We start from the raw sequence: 18869 nt of genomic DNA, 5'->3' as shown, positions 1-18869 counted from the left end.
AATGACTCTAGGTCTCCTTGTTCGGTCATGTTTTCTTCACGCGAACCGGTTCCCGCTTCGCTCGAAAACACTCTAGAAACGTTTGATTTCAGCCGCCGCGAAATCCAGTGGCGAGCACATAGAGCTCGGCCGAATCGGGGCGGCTCGCGGCCGGCTTCAGATGGCGCACCTGCGCGAAGTCGCGCTTCAGCGCCGCGAGCAATTGATGCTCCGTGCCGCCCTGCAGCACTTTGGCGACGAAAAAGCCGCCCGGCGCCAGCACTTCCTTGGCGAAATCCGCGGCGAGCTCGGCGAGCGCCACGATTTTCAGATGATCCGTCTGCTTATGGCCGGTGGCGTTGGCCGCCATATCGGACATGACGCCATCGGCGCCGCCGCCGAGCATGGCCTTTATCAGCTCGGGCGCGGACTCGTCGTTGAAGTCCATCACAGTGAATTCGACGCCGGCGATGGGCTCCATCTCGAGCAGGTCGATGGCGACGACCTTGCCCTTGCTCTTGCCATCGGCGGATTTCACGCGCGTGGCGGCGATCTGCGACCAGCCGCCGGGCGCGGCGCCGAGATCGACGATGCGCTTTCCGGGCGTGAGAAGCTTGTGGCGGTCGTCGATCTCGAGCAGCTTATAGGCGGCGCGCGAGCGATAGCCGTCGCGCTTGGCCTGCGCGACAAAGGGATCATTGAGCTGACGTTCGAGCCAGAGCGTCGAGGATAGCGAGCGCCTCCTCGCCGTCTTCACGCGTTCCTTCAGCGAGCGGCCGCCTTCCCGCCCCCCTGCGCCGGATTTCGTCATGCGAGCACCGCTTCCCGGGGCGCGAAGGTTCCGTCGGCTTCCTGCTCCATCGCGATATGGCGCTGGTGGAAGGCGAGCAGGCTCGAGCGATGGCCGATGGAGATGATCGTCGTATTGGGCAGGCGCTCGCGCAGCATGGCGTAGATTTCTCCCTCGAGCTTCTCGTCGAGCGCAGAGGTCGCCTCGTCGAGGAACAGCCAATCAGGCTCGGCCAGCAAGGCCCGCGCAACGGCGACGCGCTGCTGCTCGCCGCCGGAGAGGCGCTGCGACCAGGAATCCTCCTCGTCCAGCCGATATTTGAACGGTCCGAGCCGCGCAGCGTCGAGCGCCTCCTCGACCGCGCGGCGGGAGAAGGCGTCAGGCGCGCTCGGATAGGCGATGGCCTCGGCTAGAGTGCCGATGGGGATATAGGGCTTTTGCGGCAGCAGCAGCAGCTTGGCGTCGTCCGGCGTGCGCACGCGGCCCTCGCCATAGGGCCAAATGCCGGCGATGCCGCGGAACAGAGTCGATTTTCCCGATCCCGAGGGGCCGGTCAGCAGCGTCGATTCGGCCGGCCGGAACACGAGATCGCGCGCCTCGACGATGCGCCGCCCGTCGGGCAGCGACAAAGCGAGATCATGGACCGCGATCTCGGGCGAAGCGCCGTGCTCGATCTTCGGCGCCGCGGCGCCCATCGTCGCCGCGCGCTCGATCGCCTCGTCGAAGGAGGCGAGACGGTCCAGCACCGCTTTGAAATTGGCGAGCGAGGTGTAGTAGGTGACGAAGAAGGTCAGCGCATCCTGCACCTTGTCGAAGGCGCCGGACGTCTGCGTCATCACGCCGAGATTGATCTTGCCGGCGAAATAGAAGGGCGCGGTGAGCAGATAGGGAATGATCGGCGACAATTGCCCGTAGGTCGCCGTGAAGCTGATCATCTTCTTGCGCGTCGTGACGATGCGCAGATAGTTGACGATGATCGCCGTGAAACGGCTCACCAGCGAGGATCGCTCGGCCGTCTCGCCGGAGAGCAGCGCGACCTGCTCGCTATATTCGCGCAAGCGCGCCAGCGAGAAGCGGAAGTCCGCCTCGCGATGCTGGCGCTCGAAGTACAGGCCCGACAGCGTGCGGCCGAGAAGATGCGTCACCACCGTGCCGACCGCCGCATAGAGCAGCGCCACCCAGAACAGGAAGCCGGGAATGAAAATATCGGTGCCCGGGAAGGCGTAATTGCCGGAGAGCCCCCAAAGGACGATGGAGAAGGAGACGAGCGAGCTCAGCGTCTGGATCAGCAGGATCGTATAGGAGTAGATGCCATAGCCGTCGGTGCCGCCGTCGATGAAGCGGTTCACGTCCTCGGCGATGCGCTGGTCCGGATTGTCGGTCTGACTGCCGGCGAGCGCCATTCGATAATGCGTGTGATCGCCGAGCCAGCGGGAGACGTAATGCTCGGTGAGCCAGCGCCGCCAGCGAATGATCATCAGCGATTGCACGACAAATTCGATCACCGCGCTGATGATGTAGGTGAAGGCCCAGGGCGTGAAGACATAGAGCAGCAGGCTCCAGAACGCGTCGGCGTTCTTCTCCTGGATCGCGTTGAAGAAGTCGCGATTGAAAAAGGACAGGCGCACATTGACGCCGACCTGCGCCTGATTGATGAGCACCAGCAGCACGATCATCGCGACGGCGATGCTGCGCTCCCGCGCGCCGAATCGAAAGAGCCCGAGGACATTCCCCTCGCCGCGGTCGCTGCTGTCGAAATAGAGATCGGCGATGCGCGTCATCTCGCGCACGACGGGAATATGCGAGACGGCGAAGACCGAGATCGAGAAGACGGCGACGGTGAGCGGCAGGCTCTCGGGCAGCGCATAATCGGCGAGCGCGGCGGGCCACAGGCTCTCCTCCGCGAGCAGCCGCGCGACGCCGAAGACGATCGTCTCGACCGAGAAGATGGAGACGAATATCTTCAGAAAGCTCGAGATGGCGGCGCTGCGCCAGGTGGTGAAGGCGCAGAGCCCGGCCGTGGCGGCGAGGAGGAAGAGATTGGCGTCGCCGAGGTGAGCGCCCGCTGCGAGCGTTAGCGCCGCGAAGACGGCGACGGCCGCTCCGAGTCCCTGCATGTCCTGTCCTCTCATTGGTCGCGCCGCATTCGCGCGGGCGTCGCATTCGGGCGCAGTAATCTCGAGATTGCGCCACTGGCGTGGCGCTGGGCTCGGCGCGCCGCTTTCTCCCTGCGATAGCGCGCTTTCAGGCGAAAGGGCAAATCGTCGCGCCGCGCCGCGCGCCTGCGCCGCGAAAGGATTTTGCTGGAGCTGCGCCGATGCGAGGAGACGGCCGCCGCTCCCGCCTTACTGGCGGAGAAGATATTGCCGGCTTTCGGGCGGCGAGGAAAAAATTCGGCGTTTTCGCGTCTGGCGAGGAAGGAAAAGGGGCGCGTTCTTGACTTCCCGCGCCGTTACGGCCAGTTTCCGCGCCGCTTCGCTAGGCTTTCCAGCCGCAATCCCGTGTTGTTCGCCTCATGCGCTCCTATCTCGACTTCGAAAAGCCCGTCGCCGAATTGGAGACCAAGGTGGAGGAGCTCCGCGCGCTGGCGTCCAAGGGCGACGGCGTGTCGATCTCCGACGAGCTCGCCAAGCTCGAAGCCAAGGCGCACAAGGCGCTGGCCGATCTCTACGCCAGCCTCACGCCGACGCAGAAAATCCAGGTCGCACGCCATGCGCAGCGGCCGCATTTCTCCGACTATGTGCGGCTTTTGTTCAATGAATTCACCCCGCTGGCCGGCGACCGCCTGTTCGGCGAGGACTCCGCCATCGTCGGCGGCTTCGCCCGTTTTCGCGGCGAGCCGGTCTGCCTGATCGGCCAGGAGAAGGGCTCCGATACGGAGAGCCGGCTCGAGCATAATTTCGGCATGGCGCGGCCGGAGGGCTATCGCAAGGCGGCCCGGCTCATGGAGCTGGCCGACCGATTCGGCCTGCCGGTCATCTCGCTCGTGGACACTTTCGGCGCTTTTCCCGGCATTGACGCGGAGCAGCGCGGACAGGCGGAGGCGATCGCCCGCTCCATCGACGTCTCGCTGTCGCTGGGCGTGCCCAATGTCGCCGTGGTGGTGGGGGAAGGCGGCTCCGGCGGCGCCATCGCCATCGCCAGCTGCAACAAGGTGCTGATGCTGGAGCATTCCGTCTATACGGTCGCCTCGCCGGAGGCTTCCGCCTCCATTTTGTGGCGCGACTCGTCCAAGGCGCAGGACGCCGCCACCAGCATGAAGATCACCGCCCAGGACCTGCTGAAGTTCGGCATTATCGACGTCATCGTCGCCGAGCCGCCGGGCGGCGCCCATCGCGATCCCGAGACAGCCGTCGCCGCCGTCGGCGAGGGCATAGACGATGCGCTGGCCGGCCTCGCCAATCTCTCCCGCGCGCAAATCGTCGACGCCCGCGCCGAGCGCTTTCTCTCGGTCGGCCGCAAGGTCTGAGCAGACGAGATTCGGCGCCTTTCAGCATTCGGCGGCCTCGATGCGCTGACCCGCTCTGGTCTCCCGGCGTCAACCAATCGTTAACCTCATAGACGATCGCCGCCCTCTTGCCGGCGGCGACAGCCACGCTCTGGCCTTATTCTTCCTCTTGCGTTAGAAGGACGTTGGTAATTCGACGTCTATTGTCATGCTAGCGTGACTGCGCGTGATTCGCGCCCTCGCGCGCGGATCACGAGAAGCGGGGCGAGAATGAATCTCTTCCGAAACGTCGGGCGGCTCGCCCCCTGGGGTCTCGTCGGCGCGACGCTCGCGCTCTCCGCCTGCAATGATCTCGGCTCCGGCTCGCAGCGCGCGCTGTCGCCCATTCCGCCCGAGACTTTGGCGCTGATGGAGCAGGCCGGCGTCACCAAGGAATCGCCGACGCTCATCCGCTCCTATAAGAAAGAGGCCGAGTTCCAAATCTGGAAGCAGCGGCCCGACGGGCGCTACGCCTATCTCAAGACCTTCCCCATGTGCCGCTGGTCCGGCCAGCTCGGGCCGAAGGTTCGCGAGGGCGACCGCCAGGCGCCGGAGGGGTTCTATTCCATCACCCCCGGGCAGATGAATCCGAACTCCGCCTATTATCTCTCCTTCAACGTCGGCTATCCCAACGCCTATGACCGCGCCTACGGCCATAGCGGCGGCTCCATCATGGTGCATGGCGCCTGCTCTTCGGCCGGCTGCTTCTCCATGACCGATCGGCAGATCGCCGAGATCTATGCGATCCTGCGCACCTCCTTCAACAATGGCCAGCGCTCGATCCAGATGCAGTCCTATCCGTTCAAGATGACGGCGGAGAATCTGGCCAAGCACAGGCTCGATCCCAATATCGGCTTTTGGAAGCAGCTGAAGGAAGGCTCCGACCATTTCGAGATCGCAGGCAAGGAGCCGAGCGTCGGCGTCTGCAATCGACGCTATGTCTTCGACGCGACCTCGGCCAATGGCCAGCCGCTCGACGCCGGCGCCGCCTGCCCGCCGCTGCGCCGCAATGCAGAGATAGAGACGCAGGTCGCGCAGAAAGCCGCCGCGGACGACGCCAAAGTGGCCGAGCTGGCGGCGGCTGGCGTCAGGCCGGTGCGCGTCGTCTATCAGGACGGCGGCCAGCACCCCGATTTCTACGCCCGGGTCGCCGAGGTGAGCCGGCCCGAGACGCTGGTCGCGCCGCTCGAGATCGCCCTCGAGGAGAAGAGCAGCGGCGGCAAGTCGCGTTCTCCCGTGCTGGCCATGAGCGCGACGAGGCTCGCCGCCAAGGCCAAGAAAGAGACGGAGATCAAGGTCGCGGCCGCGGCTGCGGAGCAGGCCCCTGTGGCGAAGGCCGCGGAAGCCCCCGCCCCGGCCGAGCCGGCCAAGCTCGGAGCCTTCGCCGGGGCGACGGATTCGATCGGCGGATTGCTCGGCTTCCGCAAGGAGCCCGCCCCGAGCGAGCCCGCCGTCGCCAAAGCCGAGCCCATCAAATCGGAGGCCGCCAAGCTCGAAAGCGCCAAGGCCGGCGAGAGCCCCAAGAGCGAAAAGTCGGAGGTCGCCAAATCCGCGGCCAAGCCGGCGACCGCCAAGGCCACGGCCCCGAAGCCTGCCGTGACGAAGACCGCAGCAGGCCAGGCCGCCGCCTCGCAGGCCCCCGCGTCAGCGCCGTCGCATCGCGCCGATCCGGCCAAAAAGCCGCAAGCCTCGCTCGGAGCCGAACGCCACGCCAAGGTCGCTTCGGCCACTGCCGGCGTTCCGGCGCTGCCGCCGGTCTCTGCTCGCCCCTGATTTACGAGCAACTCACAAGTTTTTTGCTCAAACGATCCGCCCGAGGGCGGATCGTCGCAATTTTGCCTGCATTGATCGGAAAAAGGCGCCCCGAGCGTTGCTGTATCGCTGCGGCCCCGCGCCGGAACTTCCGCCGAAAACTCTGTCGTGATGCGACATTGTGGCGGGCTTCCAAAAAGGCGCTTGACACTTGTGCGCCGCAGCAATACAACAGTGCGACGCAGCGAGAACTTCTCTCGCTCCGTAGCCCTCCTTGGGCGTTTCCTCCCTTGACTTGGGCCGCTGGCGTTACCGGCGGCCCTTTTTTTTCGTCATTGCGTGGAAGAAGCTTCCCGTCACCTGCCCCGCCCGCAGCCCCGCCGGCCTCTGCTCCTGCGAATAGGCGTCTGTAACCATCGCAAAGGGCTGGCCCTTCTCGCTCACGATCGTCGCGTAGTGGAATTCGTGTCCGGCGAGCTCGTCGCCCGCCACGCCCAGCGCGCAATCGCCGAGGAGTCTTGCGCGCCTATAGCCCAAATGAAGTTTGCGCTGCGCAAAACTCGTCGCCAGATCGAGCAGGCCGGCCATCTCATGAGCCTCGCCGGCGGCGTCGGTCAGCGTCCGCCCGAGCGTCATATAGCCGCCGCACTCCCCATGGACCGCACGCGTCGCAGCGAAACGGCGAAGCCCGCCGAGAAAATTCCGCGCCGCCGCGAGCCGGCCCGCATGAAGCTCTGGATAGCCGCCCGGCAGCCAGCAGGCGTCGCAATCCTCCGGCGGGGCCTGATCGGCGAGCGGCGAGAAGAAAGCGATCTGCGCGCCCGCCTCGCGCCAGGCGCGGGCGAGATGCGGATAGAAGAAAGAGAAAGCCTCGTCCTGCGCGACAGCGACACGTCCTCCCGGCGGGTGCGGAACCTCGAGAGGACCGGGCGCGAGATCGGCGAGACCGCCACCCGCGGCCGCGAGCAAGGCGTCGAGATCGACATGGGCCTCTATGCGCTCGGCAAGCCGATCGAGCAGAGCTTCGAGCCCTCTCGTCTCGCCGGCCTGCACCAGACCCAAATGACGCTCGGGCAGAGCGACGCCGGAATCGCGCGGCAGCGCGCCGAACACTTTTATGCCGACCGCCTCGATCGCCTCCTGCGCGAGCTTGCGATGGCGCTCCGAGCCGGTGCGATTGAGCAGCACGCCGGCGAGCCTCACCCGCGCGTCATGCAGCGCGACGCCACGCGCAATGGCCGCCGCGCTCTGCGCCTGTCCCGAGACATCCATCACCAGCAGCACGGGCCAGCCGAGATGGGCGGCGATGTCCGCCGAGGCGCCCGTCTGCGCCGGCGCGCCGGGCGCGCCGTCGAAAAGCCCCATCGCCCCTTCCGCGACGATGAGATCGGCGTCCTCGCCGGCGCGCAGCGCCAGCTGCGCGAGCATCTCGGCCTCCATCGTCCAGGAATCGAGATTGAAGCTCGCGCGTCCGGTGGCAACGGCGTGAAAGGCGGGGTCGATATAATCCGGCCCGCATTTGACGCCCGAGACCCGCAGGCCGCGCCGCGCCAGCGCTCGCATCAGCCCCAGCGTCACAGTGGTCTTGCCCGCGCCGGAGCGAACGGCGGCGATCAGAATTCCGGGCGCGGTCAGCGTCCGGCTCCCGTAGGCCGGAAGCGGCGGTCATAGCCCGCGTCATAGAGCGCGCTCTCGCGGAAATCCTCCGCCGCCAGCGCCTCGCCGACGAGTATGAGCGCGGTGCGCTCCATTGGCGCGGCGCCGGCCAGCGCTTCAATGGTCGCGAGCGTGCCCCGCACGATGCGCTCATCGGGCCAGGAGGCGCGATAGACCAGCGCTATGGGACAGTCCGCGCCGTAAAAGGGCGTGAGCTCGGCGACGACGCGCTCCAGCGAATGGATGGAGAGATGAATGGCCATTGTCGCGCGCGCGGCGGCGAAGGCGGCCAAAGTCTCCGTCTCCGGCATGGCCGAGGCGCGGCCCGAGGTGCGCGTCAGCACCACCGATTGCGCCACTTCCGGCAAGGTCAGCTCGCGCCTCAGCGCGGCGCTGGCGGCGGCGAAGGCCGGCACGCCCGGCGTGATCGTGTAAGCGATCCCGAGCGCGTCGAGCCGCCGCGTCTGCTCGCCCACGGCGCTCCAAATGGAGAGATCGCCCGAATGCAGCCGCGCGACATCTTGCCCGACCGCCGTCGCCTTCTGCATCTCCGCGATAATCGCGTCGAGCGACAGCGGCGCCGTGTCGACGATGCGCGCGTCCGGCGGGCAATGGGCGAGGATTTCCGGCGCGACCAGCGAGCCGGCATAGAGGCAGACCGGGCAGCGCGCGAGAAGGTCGCGGCCGCGCAGAGTCAGCAGATCGGCTGCGCCCGGACCGGCGCCGATGAAATATATGGTCATGGCGCTTCCTCTAGCGCATTTCGCGCGATCGCGCAGGTGAGGCCGGCGCTGGCGAGGCGCGGCCCGAGCAGACGGCTCCCCGCCCCTGCCCCGACCAGCGCTGCCGCCTCCGCCACGCTGCCGACGCCGGTGAGCGCCTCCACGCGCGGCGAGCGGGTGAGAAGCTCGCCCTTGCGCGCGAGCAGCGTATCGAGCGGAAGAAAGACCAGCGGCAGATTCAGCAGTCGCGCCGCGTCATGAAGTCCTTTCTCGCCGCGCTTCGACTCGATGGTGAAAAGCGCAATCTCGCCGCCCCACTCCTTCTCCCACTCGTGGGAGAAGGTGGCCTCGCGAAGCGAGGTCGGATGAGGGTCCGCGCCGAGACGCCGGCGCGACGGCGAGCCCTCATCCGACCCTCGCTCACGCGAGGCCCACCTTCTCCCGCGAGCGGGAGAAGGATCGCGCACATAGGATTCGCAAACTTTTTGGATCAACGCGACCGCCTCTTGCGCATCCACGCCGCTGCGCGCGCCTATGCCGATCGCGTAGCGCGCGCTCAACTCTTCACCGCGCGCCATTGCAGCGCCGGTAGCGCCGGCTCCAGCGCGTGATAAGAGCCGATCGGGCGCGTTTTTGCGATAGCAATGCTCACCAGCTCGCCGCCCATGCGCGCAAAAGCGTCGATCAGCAGCGCCTGCGTCTCTATCGTCACCGCATTGGCGACGATGCATCCGCGCAAGGGCAGCGCATTCCACGCCGCCTCTATGATCTCCGCTTCCCCGCCTCCGCCGATGAAGATCGCATCCGGCGTCGACAATCCCGCGAGCGCTTGCGGCGCCGCTCCTTCCACGATCACGAGATCGGGAACGCCGAGCGCAGCCGCATTACGCGCGATGCGCGCCGCGCGCGTCGCATTCTGCTCGATCGCAATGGCGCGATTGGCGGGATCGGCGAGCATCCATTCGATGGCGATGGAGCCGGAGCCCGCGCCTATGTCCCACAAGCATTCGCCCCGCCGCGGCGCGAGCGCGGCGAGCGTCACAGCGCGAATGTCGCGTTTGGTGATCTGCCCGTCATGCTCGAACCAATCATCCGGCAGGCCCGGCGTCAGCGGCAGAATGCGCGCGCCATGTCCTGCGATCACTTCGACGCCGATCGTGTTGAGCGGCGCAATGTCGGTGAGCGAAAACGCCTCCGCGCGCGCGCTGCGAATGCGCTCCTCGGCGCCGCCCATATGCTCGAGCACATGGATGCGCGACTCGCCCATGCCGAGCGCGGTCAGATGCGCCGCGAGGCGCGCGGGCGTCGTCTCGTCCCATGACAGAATGAGCAATCGGCGCGAAGGCTGCAGATGCGGCGTCACGCGCTCGAAGGCGCGGCCATGCAGCGACAGCGTTGCGCAATCCTGCTGGCTCCACTTCAGCCGAGCGGCGGCGAGAGAAAAGGAGGACGGCGCGGGAAGGCAGAAAATCTCCTCCACCGCCACATTGCGCGCGATCATATCGCCGACGCCGAAGAAGAAAGGATCGCCGCTCGCCAACACCACTGTCGGCGCGCCGCGATGCGAAAGGATTGTCGCCATTGCCGCGGAGAGCGGCGAGGGCCAGCGCAGAATCTCCGCTTTCTGCGGGCCAATCAGCTCGAGATGACGCGCGCCGCCGATGATGAGTGAGGCGTCGGCGATGAGCGCGCGCGCGGCCGGCGTCAGCGCCTCGACGCCATCCTCGCCTATGCCGATGAGCGAAAGCCAGCGCCCCGCGCTCATATCGCCTTCCGCGACGTGTAGACGAAGGGCAGCGCATTCTCGCGCGAGACGAGCTTGGTGCCGCTCGCGCCGATGAGCACCAAAGTCGACATGTCGACGACGCTCGGATCGGCGTCGCCCAGCGTGGCGATGATGATATTCTCCTCCGCGCGGCCGACCGATTTCGCGAAGACCACGATGCGATCTTCCGGCAAAACGCGGCGCAGCAGCGCGAATGTATCGTGAATGCGCTGCGGCCGCACGCGCGAGGCGGGATTGTAAAAAGCCATGACGAAATCGGCGCGCGCCGCCAGCTCGAGACGATTTGCGATCGTCTCCCAGGGCTTGAGATTGTCGGAGAGCGAGATCACGCAGAAATCATGGCCGAGCGGCGCGCCGAGCCGCGCCGCCGCCGCCTGCATGGCGGAAATTCCCGGCAGAATTTCTATGTCCAATTCGCGCCACGCCGGCTCGCCATTGTCGATCGCCTCCAGCACCGCCGCCGCCATTGCGAAAATGCCGGGATCGCCGCCCGACACGACAGCCACGTCGCTTCCGCTCGCGGCGAGGCGCAGCGCGTCTTCCGCGCGCGCGATCTCGACGCGATTGTCGCTCGAAAGGCGCGTCTGGCCGGGCGTGACGGGAACGCGCGCGACATAGGGCGCATAGCCGATGACATATTGCGCGGCGCTCAACGCCTGCTGCGCTTCCGCGGTGAGAAAACGCGCATCGCCCGGACCGAGGCCGATGACGAAGAGCTTTCCCGTCACGGCCGACGTCCGGCGCCGGGCACGAGGACGAGCGCGAAATATGGCGCGTCATCGTCGCGCTTCTCGGCCAAGCGCATGATCTTCTCCTCCGCCATCGTGCCGCGCTCGACATAGATGGCGCGATCGATGAGCTTCGCATCCTCGAGCGCGAGGCGCAGCTTGCCGAGATTGCCGCCGAGCTTCATCACCACAGCGGCGTCGGTCGCGACGAGTCGCTGCACCAGACCCTCGCGTGGCAGAGTCGCGGGAATGACGGTCAGCACATCGTCGCCCCATGTCATCGGCTGACGCGCCGAAGCGAAGCAGCCCGACATGCCGGAGACGCCCGCGCAGACCTCCACGCGAAAGCGCGACGACAAGCGCGTCTGCAAATGCATGAAGGAGCCGTAGAGCATCGGATCGCCCTCGCAGAGCAGCGCGACATCGCGGCCGAGCGAAAGATGCAATGCGAGGCGCTCCGCGCTCTCCTCATAGAAGGCGGCGAGCGCCGCCACATAGTCGGGGTGATCGAAAGGAATCTCTGTCGTCAGCGGATAGGCGAGCGCGATTTCCTCGCAATCCTTCGCGATGAAGCGCGCGGCGATGGCGCGCGCATGGCTCGGCTTTCCGCGCTTGGAAAAATAGGCGACGATTTTCGCTTCGCTCACCAGACGCGCGGCTTTCAGCGTCATCAGCTCGGGATCGCCGGGGCCGAGGCCGACCCCGAGCAGCGCGCCCAGCGTAATGCGCGCGCCCTCGTCGGCGCGCAGATTCGGATCGACGATATTCATTCTTTGTCGCTCGCCAGCGCATTGATCGCCGCGGCGGCCATGGCGCTGCCGCCCTTGCGTCCGCGCACGATCGCCGTCGGAACGCGCCCGTCGGCGAGCGCGGCCTCTTTGGATTCCGCCGCGCCGACGAAACCGACCGGCATTGCGATGATCGCAGCGGGCGGGGCTACGCCTTCGTCGAGCATCTCCAGCAGTCGGAACAGCGAGGTCGGCGCATTGCCGATGGCGACGACGGCGCCAGAGAGATTCCCCCGCCACAGCTCCATCGCCGCTGCGCTGCGCGTCGTCTTCATTTCTTCGGCGAGCGCGCGCGTGCGCGGATCGGCGAGGGTGCAGATCACCTCATTATTCGCGGGAAGGCGCGCGCGGGTGACGCCGTGAGCGACCATATTGGCGTCGCAGAAAATGGGCGCGCCATTGCGCAGCGCGGCGCTCGCCGCCTCCGCGAAGTCGGGCGAAAAGACGATATCGTCGGCGATCTCCACCATTCCGCAAGCATGGATTATGCGCACGGCGACGCGCTCCTCCTCGCGCGAGAAACGCTCGAGCCGCGCCTCTGCGCGAATAATGGCGAAGGAGCGGTCGTAGATCGCGGCGCCGTCGCGTATGTAGGTCAATGCGCCGGACATTATGGCTCCCTGCTTGTGGCGCGCATGATGCGCGCGCTCATTGCGTCTTCTATCTCGTTCACGCCGAGGCCATGCAATGTCGGCGCATCGCTCGCGCGTCCATTGTCGATGAGATCGAATCCTCGCGGCGTCGCCACCAGCGCGACCTTTGCCGCAGCGGGAGAGGCGCAGCCCTTGGCGCAGCCCGATATGTGCAGCGTCGCGCCCTCGGACGCAAGCCGCGCCGCGAGAGGGGCGAGAATTTCGGCGAGATCGCGCGTCGGCGCATGCGCCTGTGGGCATTCCGGCGCGCCGGGACAGGCGATGACGGCGAGGCGCGGATCATCCGCCGCAATGACGAAGCCGCGGCAAGCCGCGACCTCGATGATATATTGCGCCGCCTCGAGATCGGCGCAGGGCAGCAGCAGCGCGCGCCAGGGCGTGAGGCGCAATTCGTTCAGGCCATGGACTTCGGCCAGCGCCGCGAGCGCATCGAGATCATCCGCGCGCCATCGTCCCGAGGACGCGCCTATGCCGGCAAAAGCCCCCTCTCCTCTTTCGCCGCCGTCACGAGACAGCCGCGCTCCGAAAATCTCTGCGGCGGAGGCGGCGCGACAGAGCGATTTATACGGCGTCGGCGTGAGAGCCGCCGCCTCGGCCAGCGCCTCGAGGCCGAAGGTGGCGACGACATTGCGCATGCGACGCAATTCGAATTCGCGGCCTGCGCGCAAGGCGAGAAAGGCGCGCGCCAGCGTCAGCGCCACATCGCTCGCCGTTTCCGGCGTCGCGAGAAAAGCATGCGCGCGCGCGCCATCGGCGATGATGGCGACATTGTCGCCATGCGCCTCGAGGCGAATGTCCATCGCCGAGCCGGAAAGGCCGAGCGCGCCGCCGTCATCGACGAGAAAGCCGAATTTTCCAGGAAGCGCCAGCAGAGAAGCGTCCTTCACGAGCGATTGTGCGAGACCTGCGACGAGGGCGCTCGCCTGCGCATCGGCGAAAGGCGAGACGAGGAAGTTGAGCAGGCTCTCTGTCGCCGCGTCGTCCGCGAGCAGGCCGAGCGCGGCGAGGCGCCGTTGCGCCTGCTCGAGCTTCTCTTCGCTCACGCCGCGCAATTGCAGTTGCGCGCGCTGCGAGAGATCGATGAGGCCATTGCCGCAATCCCGCGCGATCGATGCGATCTCGCGCGCCTGCTGCGCCGAAAGACGCGGATGCGTCGTTTTCGCGCGCAAGAGAAGGCCGTCACCGCTCTGCATCGGCCGCAGCGCGCCGGGGCACCAGCCTTGGATTTTGGGCGCGGCGGTCATAGCGAAAGCCCTTCGAGCGCCGCGGCGACGCTGTTGCGCCGCGTGCGCCAGAAGCCGCGCGCGATGGCGCGCTGGAACATGTCGCGAATGGCCGCCGCCGCGCGCGGATTGGCGGCGAGCAGAAAATCGCGAACATTCGGCGCGCCGAGCGTCGAATCGAAGACGAGATCCCATTGCGCGTCACGCACATGCGGCGTCGTCGCGGCGAAAGCGAAGAGATTGTCGAGCGTCTCGGCGATTTCCGCCGCGCCGCGATGGCCATGGCGCATCTGCCCCTCGAGCCAGCGTGAATTGGCCGCGCGACCGCGAATGACGCGCGCGATCTCTTGCTCGAGCGAGCGCAGCTTCAATGCTGCGGGGCGCGTCGCGTCGATATGCGTGATCTGCGCGGAGCCGCCGAGCGCGGCGTTGGCGGCGGAAAATCCGCCTTCGAATTCCGCGAAGGCGGCGCCGGTGAGCACATCCGTCTCCGCCATATCCTGCACATGCAGCAGAGCATCGGCGACGCCGACGCGCTCGCCGAAAGCCTCGCGCGCCGGCGCGCTCTCGCCATTGCGCGAGACGGCATGGCCGCCGGCCGCGAGAAAGGCCTGGCCCAATGCATCGCGCGTGTCGCCGCGCGCGATGGCCTCGGAAAGGCCGAGGCCATAGCTTCCCTGCGCGGCGCCGAAGACGCGCTCAAGCGCGCGGCCGTCACGGCGCGCGGCGGCGAGCGGATTGGACTCGTCGTCCTCATCGAGCGCGGCGACGGCCGCGACAGCGTCGTGGAAGAGCGCGATGAGGCCGGGGAACATGTCGCGAAAGAGCCCCGATATATGCAGCGTGACGTCCACGCGCGGAAAATCGCGGCTCGCGAGCGGCAATATCTCGAAGCCACAGACGCGCGCGCTGGCGTTGTCCCAGAGCGGCGCGACGCCCATCAGCGCTAGCGCTTGCGCGAAATCCTCGCCGCCGGTGCGGATGGTCGCGCTGCCCCAGAGATCGAGCACGATATTGCGCGGCCATTCGCCATGCTCTTGCGCATGACGCATCATCACCTCGCGCGCCGCGCGGACGCCGATATCATGGGCGGTGCGCGTCGGAACATGGCGCGGATCGATGCAGAAGAGATTGCGGCCTGTCGGCACAACGTCGGCGCGTCCGCGCGAGGGGGCGCCGGCCGGGCCGGGCTCGACGAAACGGCCTGCGAGCGCGCGCAGCAAACCGCTCGATTCGGCCGCGCCGCATGGCCCATTGCCGAATATGTGCAGCCCATCGCCGATGCGCATTTCCTTCACATCGCAGAGCCAGGCATCCAGCCGCGCCAGCGCCTCCGCGCGATCCGTGTCGCGCGTGACCTCGCATTCCTGCGCGAGGCCGCTGCGTTCGGCGACATCGAGAATCGTTTCCGCCACCAGCTTGGCGCGGCGCGGGTCGAGTGTCGCGGCGCTCGCATATTCGTCGAGCAGGCTCTCTATCTCCTCCGCCTCGGCGGCGAGTCCCGCTTCGACGAGCGGCGGTGTCATATGGCCGATCGTCACCGCGCCGGCGCGGCGCTTGGCTTGCGCGGCCTCGCCCGGATCATTGACGATGAACGGATAGACGAGCGGCGTGGCGCCGAGCAAAACCTGCGGCGCGCAAGACGGGCCGAGCATCGCCGATTTTCCGGGCAACCATTCCAGCGTGCCATGCGTGCCGAGATGAATCATCGCATCTATGTTTCGACTGTGGCGCAGCCACAGATAGAAAGCGATATAGGCGTGGCGCGGCGCGAGCTCGGCGTCGTGATAGGTCTCGCGACGTTCCACTCTGCTTCCGCGATCCGGCTGCAATGCGATGACGAGCTTGCCGGTCTCTATGCAGGAAAAGCGAAAGGCGCCGTTCGCGAGCGCCGGATCTTCTTCCGGCGCGCCCCAGGCGGCGAGGACTTGCCGCGTGAAGTCGTCCGCCAGCGTGGCGAAGAGGCGCTGATATTCGGCGAGCGGCAGCTCGGCGTAATGCGCGGCTTCCTCCAGCGCGCGCATGACGAGATCGCCGTCACGATAAAGTGACCCGATTTCGTAATCCGCGTCGCGCAGCAGATCGCATATTGCGATCACGCTTCGCGGCGTGTCGAGGCCTATGGCGTAGCCGCCGCGTCCGCGTCGCGCCGGATAATCGGAGAGCACCAGCGCGAGGCGCTTCTCGCTATGTCCGAGCCGGCGCAGGCGCGCCCAATTCTGCGCGAGCGCCGCGACATGATCTATCTGCGAAGGCTCGGGCGAATGGCGAATCTCGTCGAACTCGCTGGCGGCGCGTGCGCGCGTCTGCGCCTTGAAGGAGACTGCGCCGGCGAAGATGCGGCCGTCCACCTCGGGCAGCACGACATTCATCGCGAGATCGGCGCCATTGGCGCCGCGCTTGGAGTTCTCCCAGGCTTCGCGCGTCGAAGTGGCGAGCGCGATTTGGAGAACAGGCGCGTCGGCGCGATCGAGCACCGAGCCGCCCTCCGTGCGCGCGGAGAAGGCGGTGGCGTTGAGAATCACATCGGGACAGAATTCTGCGATCGTCTGCGCGAGCAGCGTCTCGCAAGCGGCGTCCTTGAGGCTGGCGACGAAATAGGCTTCGACAGCGAAGCCGCGCTTATGCAGCGCATCGGCGAGCGCGACGATCGGCGCGAAATCGCCGGCGAGCCAGGCAGAGCGATAGAAGGTGACGAGCGCGCGCGGAGCCGATGCCGCCTGTGCGCCGCTCGATTGGCCGGAGGCTCCCTCATCCTCAGCATGAGGGGGAGGGTTAGCGCCAAGGGCGGTGCGGCAGGCTTGCTCGCAGCGGCCGGCGAGCGGCGCGGGCGCGCTCTCAAGCCAATGCGTGGGCGTTCCTGCGAGAGTCGCGGCGTAGCCGAGGAAGGAACGCAGATTATCCGGGCCGCCGTCGCGGAAGAAAGACCAGATGCGCGCGAGCGCGTCGGAAGAAAGCGTGGAGGCGCGCTCCAGCCGTTCATCACTGTGCATGTCGCCCGGAACGATGGCCAACGCGAAGCCGCGCATGCGCGCTGCGGTCGCGAGCTCATCGACGCCATAGGCCCAATAATCCTTGCCGCCGAGCAGGCGCACGACGACGAGCCGCGCATAGCGCGCGACCTTGTCGATATAGAGATCGACCGAATAGGGGTGCTTCAGCCTGGCGAGCGAGGCGCAACGCAGCGATGGGAGCGCGGCGTTCTGCTCTTGCAGCTCGGCGAGGAGGGAAAGCTCGGCGTCGGAGAAGGAGAGGAAGACGATCTCCGCAGGAGTCTGCCCGAGGTCGACCGCCGCCTCATTGTCGTCGAGGCCATGGAGATCGCGCGCGAGCAGATGCATGGCGCGTCCTCAGCTCGTCAGCATGGCCGTCACGCCCGCGCGATCGAGACCCTTCTCGCCGATGACGACGAGGCGGCTGGCGCGATTCTCATCGGCGCGCCAGGGGCGGTCGAACTGATGACGAAAGCGCGCGCCGACGCCCTGCACCAATAGGCGCATCGGCTTGCCGGCGATCTCGACGAAGCCTTTCATGCGAAGAACGTCATGCGCCTCGGCGACGCGGGCTAGGCGCTCGATCAGCTCGGCCGGGTCGCGCGCGGCGGCGATCTCGACGATGAAGCTCTCGAAATCGTCGTGATCGTGGCCCTCTTCCGTATCATGGTGAGAGGGGCGATTGGCGAGATCGTCCTCCGCCGCGGCGCCGAGGCCGAGCAGAATGGCGGGGTCGAGCCTGCCCTCGCAGGCGCGCAGCAGCTTTACCGCGCGGGGCGCAGTGGCGCGAATCTGCTCCGTGACTTGCGCTTCCTCTTCCGCGCTCAGCAAATCGGTTTTGTTGAGCACGATCAGATCCGCGCAGAGCAGCTGATCCTCGAACACTTCCTCGAGCGGATTGTCGTGGTCGATCGCGAGGGTCTCGGCGCGCTCTTTCGCGATGGCGTCGAGATCGTCGGCGAAGCGGCCCGCCGCCACCGCCGGGCCATCCACCACGGCGATGACGCCATCGACGGTGAGATGCGGGCGGATCGTCGGCCATTCGAAGGCTTTGACCAGAGGCTTGGGCAGAGCGAGGCCGGAGGTCTCGATGATAATGTGCTCCGGCCGGTTCGGATGCGCGAGCAGCGCCTCGATCGCCGGCGCGAAATCATCGGCCACGGTGCAGCAGAGGCACCCATTGGCCAGCTCGACGATATTCTCCTCAGGACAATTCTCCACGCCGCAGGCGCGAAGAATATCGCCGTCCACGCCGACATCGCCGAACTCGTTGATGACGAGGGCGAGGCGGCGGCCGCGCGCCGTCTCGAGGATATGGCGAATCAGCGTCGTCTTGCCGGCGCCGAGAAATCCGGTGACGATGGTCGCGGGGATTTTGGCGAATGTGCTCACGCCGCAGCCTCTGCGCTGGTCTTTGTCGGGAGATGCCGCCAGACGAAGCCGACGGCCGCGCCGACCAGAATCCAGGTGATCGCGTGAATGGCGAGAGAAGCGGCGGCGAAACGCGCGGCCAGCTCGGCCGGCGCGGTGCTCTCTGGCGCCGGCGGCTGCGGCGCGCCGATGAGATGCGGCGCGATAATGAGCACGACGCCCAGTGCTTTGACGAGCGGGCGCTCGACGCGCAGCACGGCGAAGAGCCCGGCGCCGGTTGCAGCCGCCGTGCCGATCCACCAGAATTGGCGCGCGGCGAGATCGCCGGCGGCGCTGCCCGGCAGCTCCGGCGCGAGGCCGAGGCTGGTCGCAAGGCCGGTGGAGGCGAAGGCGCAGGCCCCCCAGAGCGCGGCGCGCTTGGGCTCGATCGTCTCGCCAGAGAGCAGCATCAAGGCGAGCAGCACGAAGGCGTAGCCCACCGAGGTGACGCCGGTGGCGACGCTGGTCGCAGCCGTGCGCTGGAGACCGGGGGCGGGCTCCCAAACTGGCTCGGCGGCGTGCTCGTGCTGATGCGCCTCGACTCCCGCGTGAGCCTGCTCGGCCGCGGTCTCATAGACCTCGGCGGCGAGGATCAGCGGAGTCGTGGTGACATTCTGCAGGGCCGCGACCGCGAGCCCCGCGAGAAGGCCGGCCAAAAGGCCGACCGCGAGGAGTCGCTGGATCACCGCTGCGTCAGTGGCAGGGGAAGCCGAGCGAATGACGCGAATCATGCGCGGCGTTATGCGCGACGCTCGCGTAGGAGAAGCCGGCGAGATAGACGAGGCCGGCGCCGAGCGTGAAGACGACCAGCGCGGCGCGCAGGATCTCGAGGCGGCTGGCGGAGACGATCGCGTCGGCGGAAAGGGTCTTCGTGGTCATTCTCGGCTCCTCGCCGCCCCACC

The 18869-nt window shown here is 67.1% G+C and carries 16 protein-coding genes; 2 read left to right on the top strand and 14 right to left on the bottom strand.

The window, feature by feature from the left end; all coding sequences use genetic code 11:
- Positions 1-88: 88 nt before the first annotated feature.
- Both A1351_RS09790 and A1351_RS09785 read right to left on the bottom strand, forming a co-directional pair.
- Positions 89-790, bottom strand: a complete 702-nt coding sequence (locus A1351_RS09790) for an RlmE family RNA methyltransferase (RefSeq protein WP_024878910.1) — start codon at positions 788-790, stop codon at positions 89-91.
- Positions 787-2886 (bottom strand): ABC transporter ATP-binding protein/permease, encoded by a 2100-nt coding sequence (locus A1351_RS09785; RefSeq protein WP_024878909.1) that lies wholly within the window; start codon positions 2884-2886, stop codon positions 787-789. Before A1351_RS09785 ends, A1351_RS09790 begins: the two co-directional genes overlap by 4 nt.
- 398 nt (positions 2887-3284) lie before the next feature.
- Here A1351_RS09785 and A1351_RS09775 point away from each other — a divergent pair, with 398 nt between their 5' ends.
- Together A1351_RS09775 and A1351_RS09770 are read left to right on the top strand one after the other, a co-directional pair.
- A complete protein-coding gene (locus A1351_RS09775; protein WP_024878908.1) occupies positions 3285-4238 on the top strand; it encodes an acetyl-CoA carboxylase carboxyltransferase subunit alpha in 954 nt (317 codons plus the stop codon).
- A gap of 249 nt (positions 4239-4487) precedes the next feature.
- Positions 4488-6029 (top strand): murein L,D-transpeptidase family protein, encoded by a 1542-nt coding sequence (locus tag A1351_RS09770; protein ID WP_064032887.1) that lies wholly within the window; start codon positions 4488-4490, stop codon positions 6027-6029.
- Between the two features lie 288 nt (positions 6030-6317).
- On the opposite strand, the gene A1351_RS09765 is transcribed toward A1351_RS09770, so the two are convergent.
- From A1351_RS09765 to A1351_RS09710, 12 genes are read right to left on the bottom strand one after another with little or no spacing between them, the layout of a single operon-like run.
- On the bottom strand, positions 6318-7586 hold the full coding sequence (locus tag A1351_RS09765) for a cobyrinate a,c-diamide synthase (protein WP_245267229.1): 1269 nt from the start codon (positions 7584-7586) through the stop codon (positions 6318-6320).
- A 53-nt stretch (positions 7587-7639) separates the two neighbouring features.
- Positions 7640-8407, bottom strand: a complete 768-nt coding sequence (gene cobM, locus A1351_RS09760; protein WP_064032886.1) for a precorrin-4 C(11)-methyltransferase — start codon at positions 8405-8407, stop codon at positions 7640-7642.
- A complete protein-coding gene (locus A1351_RS09755) occupies positions 8404-8964 on the bottom strand; it encodes a cobalamin biosynthesis protein (RefSeq protein WP_083967260.1) in 561 nt (186 codons plus the stop codon). The genes cobM and A1351_RS09755 overlap by 4 nt, the downstream gene beginning before the upstream one ends.
- Positions 8943-10151 carry a bifunctional cobalt-precorrin-7 (C(5))-methyltransferase/cobalt-precorrin-6B (C(15))-methyltransferase gene (locus A1351_RS09750; protein WP_064032885.1) on the bottom strand — a complete coding sequence of 403 codons (1209 nt, stop codon included), beginning with the start codon at positions 10149-10151 and terminating at the stop codon, positions 8943-8945. Before A1351_RS09750 ends, A1351_RS09755 begins: the two co-directional genes overlap by 22 nt.
- Positions 10148-10900: a precorrin-3B C(17)-methyltransferase gene (gene cobJ, locus A1351_RS09745; protein ID WP_064032884.1), complete on the bottom strand. Its 753-nt coding sequence runs from the start codon at positions 10898-10900 to the stop codon at positions 10148-10150. The genes A1351_RS09750 and cobJ overlap by 4 nt, the downstream gene beginning before the upstream one ends.
- The gene (locus tag A1351_RS09740) at positions 10897-11670 is read right to left on the bottom strand and encodes a precorrin-2 C(20)-methyltransferase (protein ID WP_064032883.1); all 774 of its coding nucleotides are present in this window, start codon (positions 11668-11670) and stop codon (positions 10897-10899) included. Before A1351_RS09740 ends, cobJ begins: the two co-directional genes overlap by 4 nt.
- Positions 11667-12299, bottom strand: a complete 633-nt coding sequence (locus tag A1351_RS09735; RefSeq protein ID WP_064032882.1) for a precorrin-8X methylmutase — start codon at positions 12297-12299, stop codon at positions 11667-11669. Before A1351_RS09735 ends, A1351_RS09740 begins: the two co-directional genes overlap by 4 nt.
- Positions 12299-13585 (bottom strand): precorrin-3B synthase, encoded by a 1287-nt coding sequence (gene cobG, locus A1351_RS09730; protein ID WP_024878899.1) that lies wholly within the window; start codon positions 13583-13585, stop codon positions 12299-12301. Before cobG ends, A1351_RS09735 begins: the two co-directional genes overlap by 1 nt.
- Positions 13582-16905 (bottom strand): cobaltochelatase subunit CobN, encoded by a 3324-nt coding sequence (gene cobN, locus A1351_RS09725; RefSeq protein WP_064032881.1) that lies wholly within the window; start codon positions 16903-16905, stop codon positions 13582-13584. The genes cobG and cobN overlap by 4 nt, the downstream gene beginning before the upstream one ends.
- Positions 16906-16914: 9 nt before the next feature.
- Positions 16915-17949: a cobalamin biosynthesis protein CobW gene (cobW, locus tag A1351_RS09720; RefSeq protein WP_064032880.1), complete on the bottom strand. Its 1035-nt coding sequence runs from the start codon at positions 17947-17949 to the stop codon at positions 16915-16917.
- Positions 17946-18653 (bottom strand): CbtA family protein, encoded by a 708-nt coding sequence (locus tag A1351_RS09715; RefSeq protein WP_064032879.1) that lies wholly within the window; start codon positions 18651-18653, stop codon positions 17946-17948. The genes cobW and A1351_RS09715 overlap by 4 nt, the downstream gene beginning before the upstream one ends.
- A 7-nt stretch (positions 18654-18660) precedes the next feature.
- The gene (locus tag A1351_RS09710) at positions 18661-18846 is read right to left on the bottom strand and encodes a CbtB-domain containing protein (protein WP_024878895.1); all 186 of its coding nucleotides are present in this window, start codon (positions 18844-18846) and stop codon (positions 18661-18663) included.
- Positions 18847-18869: the final 23 nt, after the last annotated feature.

The sequence above is a fragment of the Methylosinus sp. R-45379 genome (assembly GCF_001644125.1).
Classification (GTDB): domain Bacteria; phylum Pseudomonadota; class Alphaproteobacteria; order Rhizobiales; family Beijerinckiaceae; genus Methylosinus.
The sequence above is the reverse complement of the archived record's forward strand: the minus strand, read 5'-3'. Positions and strand labels throughout refer to the sequence as shown.

Excerpts from the sequence above, each read along its gene's own strand:
- A1351_RS09740 (WP_064032883.1), bottom strand. The coding sequence starts at position 11,670 with ATGAATATCGTCGATCCGAATCTGCGCGCCGACGAGGGCGCGCGCATT.
- A1351_RS09755 (WP_083967260.1), bottom strand. The coding sequence starts at position 8,964 with ATGGCGCGCGGTGAAGAGTTGAGCGCGCGCTACGCGATCGGCATAGGC.
- A1351_RS09790 (WP_024878910.1), bottom strand. The coding sequence starts at position 790 with ATGACGAAATCCGGCGCAGGGGGGCGGGAAGGCGGCCGCTCGCTGAAG.
- A1351_RS09770 (WP_064032887.1), top strand. The coding sequence starts at position 4,488 with ATGAATCTCTTCCGAAACGTCGGGCGGCTCGCCCCCTGGGGTCTCGTC.
- A1351_RS09735 (WP_064032882.1), bottom strand. The coding sequence starts at position 12,299 with ATGTCCGGCGCATTGACCTACATACGCGACGGCGCCGCGATCTACGAC.
- A1351_RS09775 (WP_024878908.1), top strand. The coding sequence starts at position 3,285 with ATGCGCTCCTATCTCGACTTCGAAAAGCCCGTCGCCGAATTGGAGACC.
- A1351_RS09785 (WP_024878909.1), bottom strand. The coding sequence starts at position 2,886 with ATGCAGGGACTCGGAGCGGCCGTCGCCGTCTTCGCGGCGCTAACGCTC.
- cobM (WP_064032886.1), bottom strand. The coding sequence starts at position 8,407 with ATGACCATATATTTCATCGGCGCCGGTCCGGGCGCAGCCGATCTGCTG.
- cobN (WP_064032881.1), bottom strand. The coding sequence starts at position 16,905 with ATGCATCTGCTCGCGCGCGATCTCCATGGCCTCGACGACAATGAGGCG.
- cobG (WP_024878899.1), bottom strand. The coding sequence starts at position 13,585 with ATGACCGCCGCGCCCAAAATCCAAGGCTGGTGCCCCGGCGCGCTGCGG.
- A1351_RS09750 (WP_064032885.1), bottom strand. The coding sequence starts at position 10,151 with ATGAGCGCGGGGCGCTGGCTTTCGCTCATCGGCATAGGCGAGGATGGC.
- A1351_RS09710 (WP_024878895.1), bottom strand. The coding sequence starts at position 18,846 with ATGACCACGAAGACCCTTTCCGCCGACGCGATCGTCTCCGCCAGCCGC.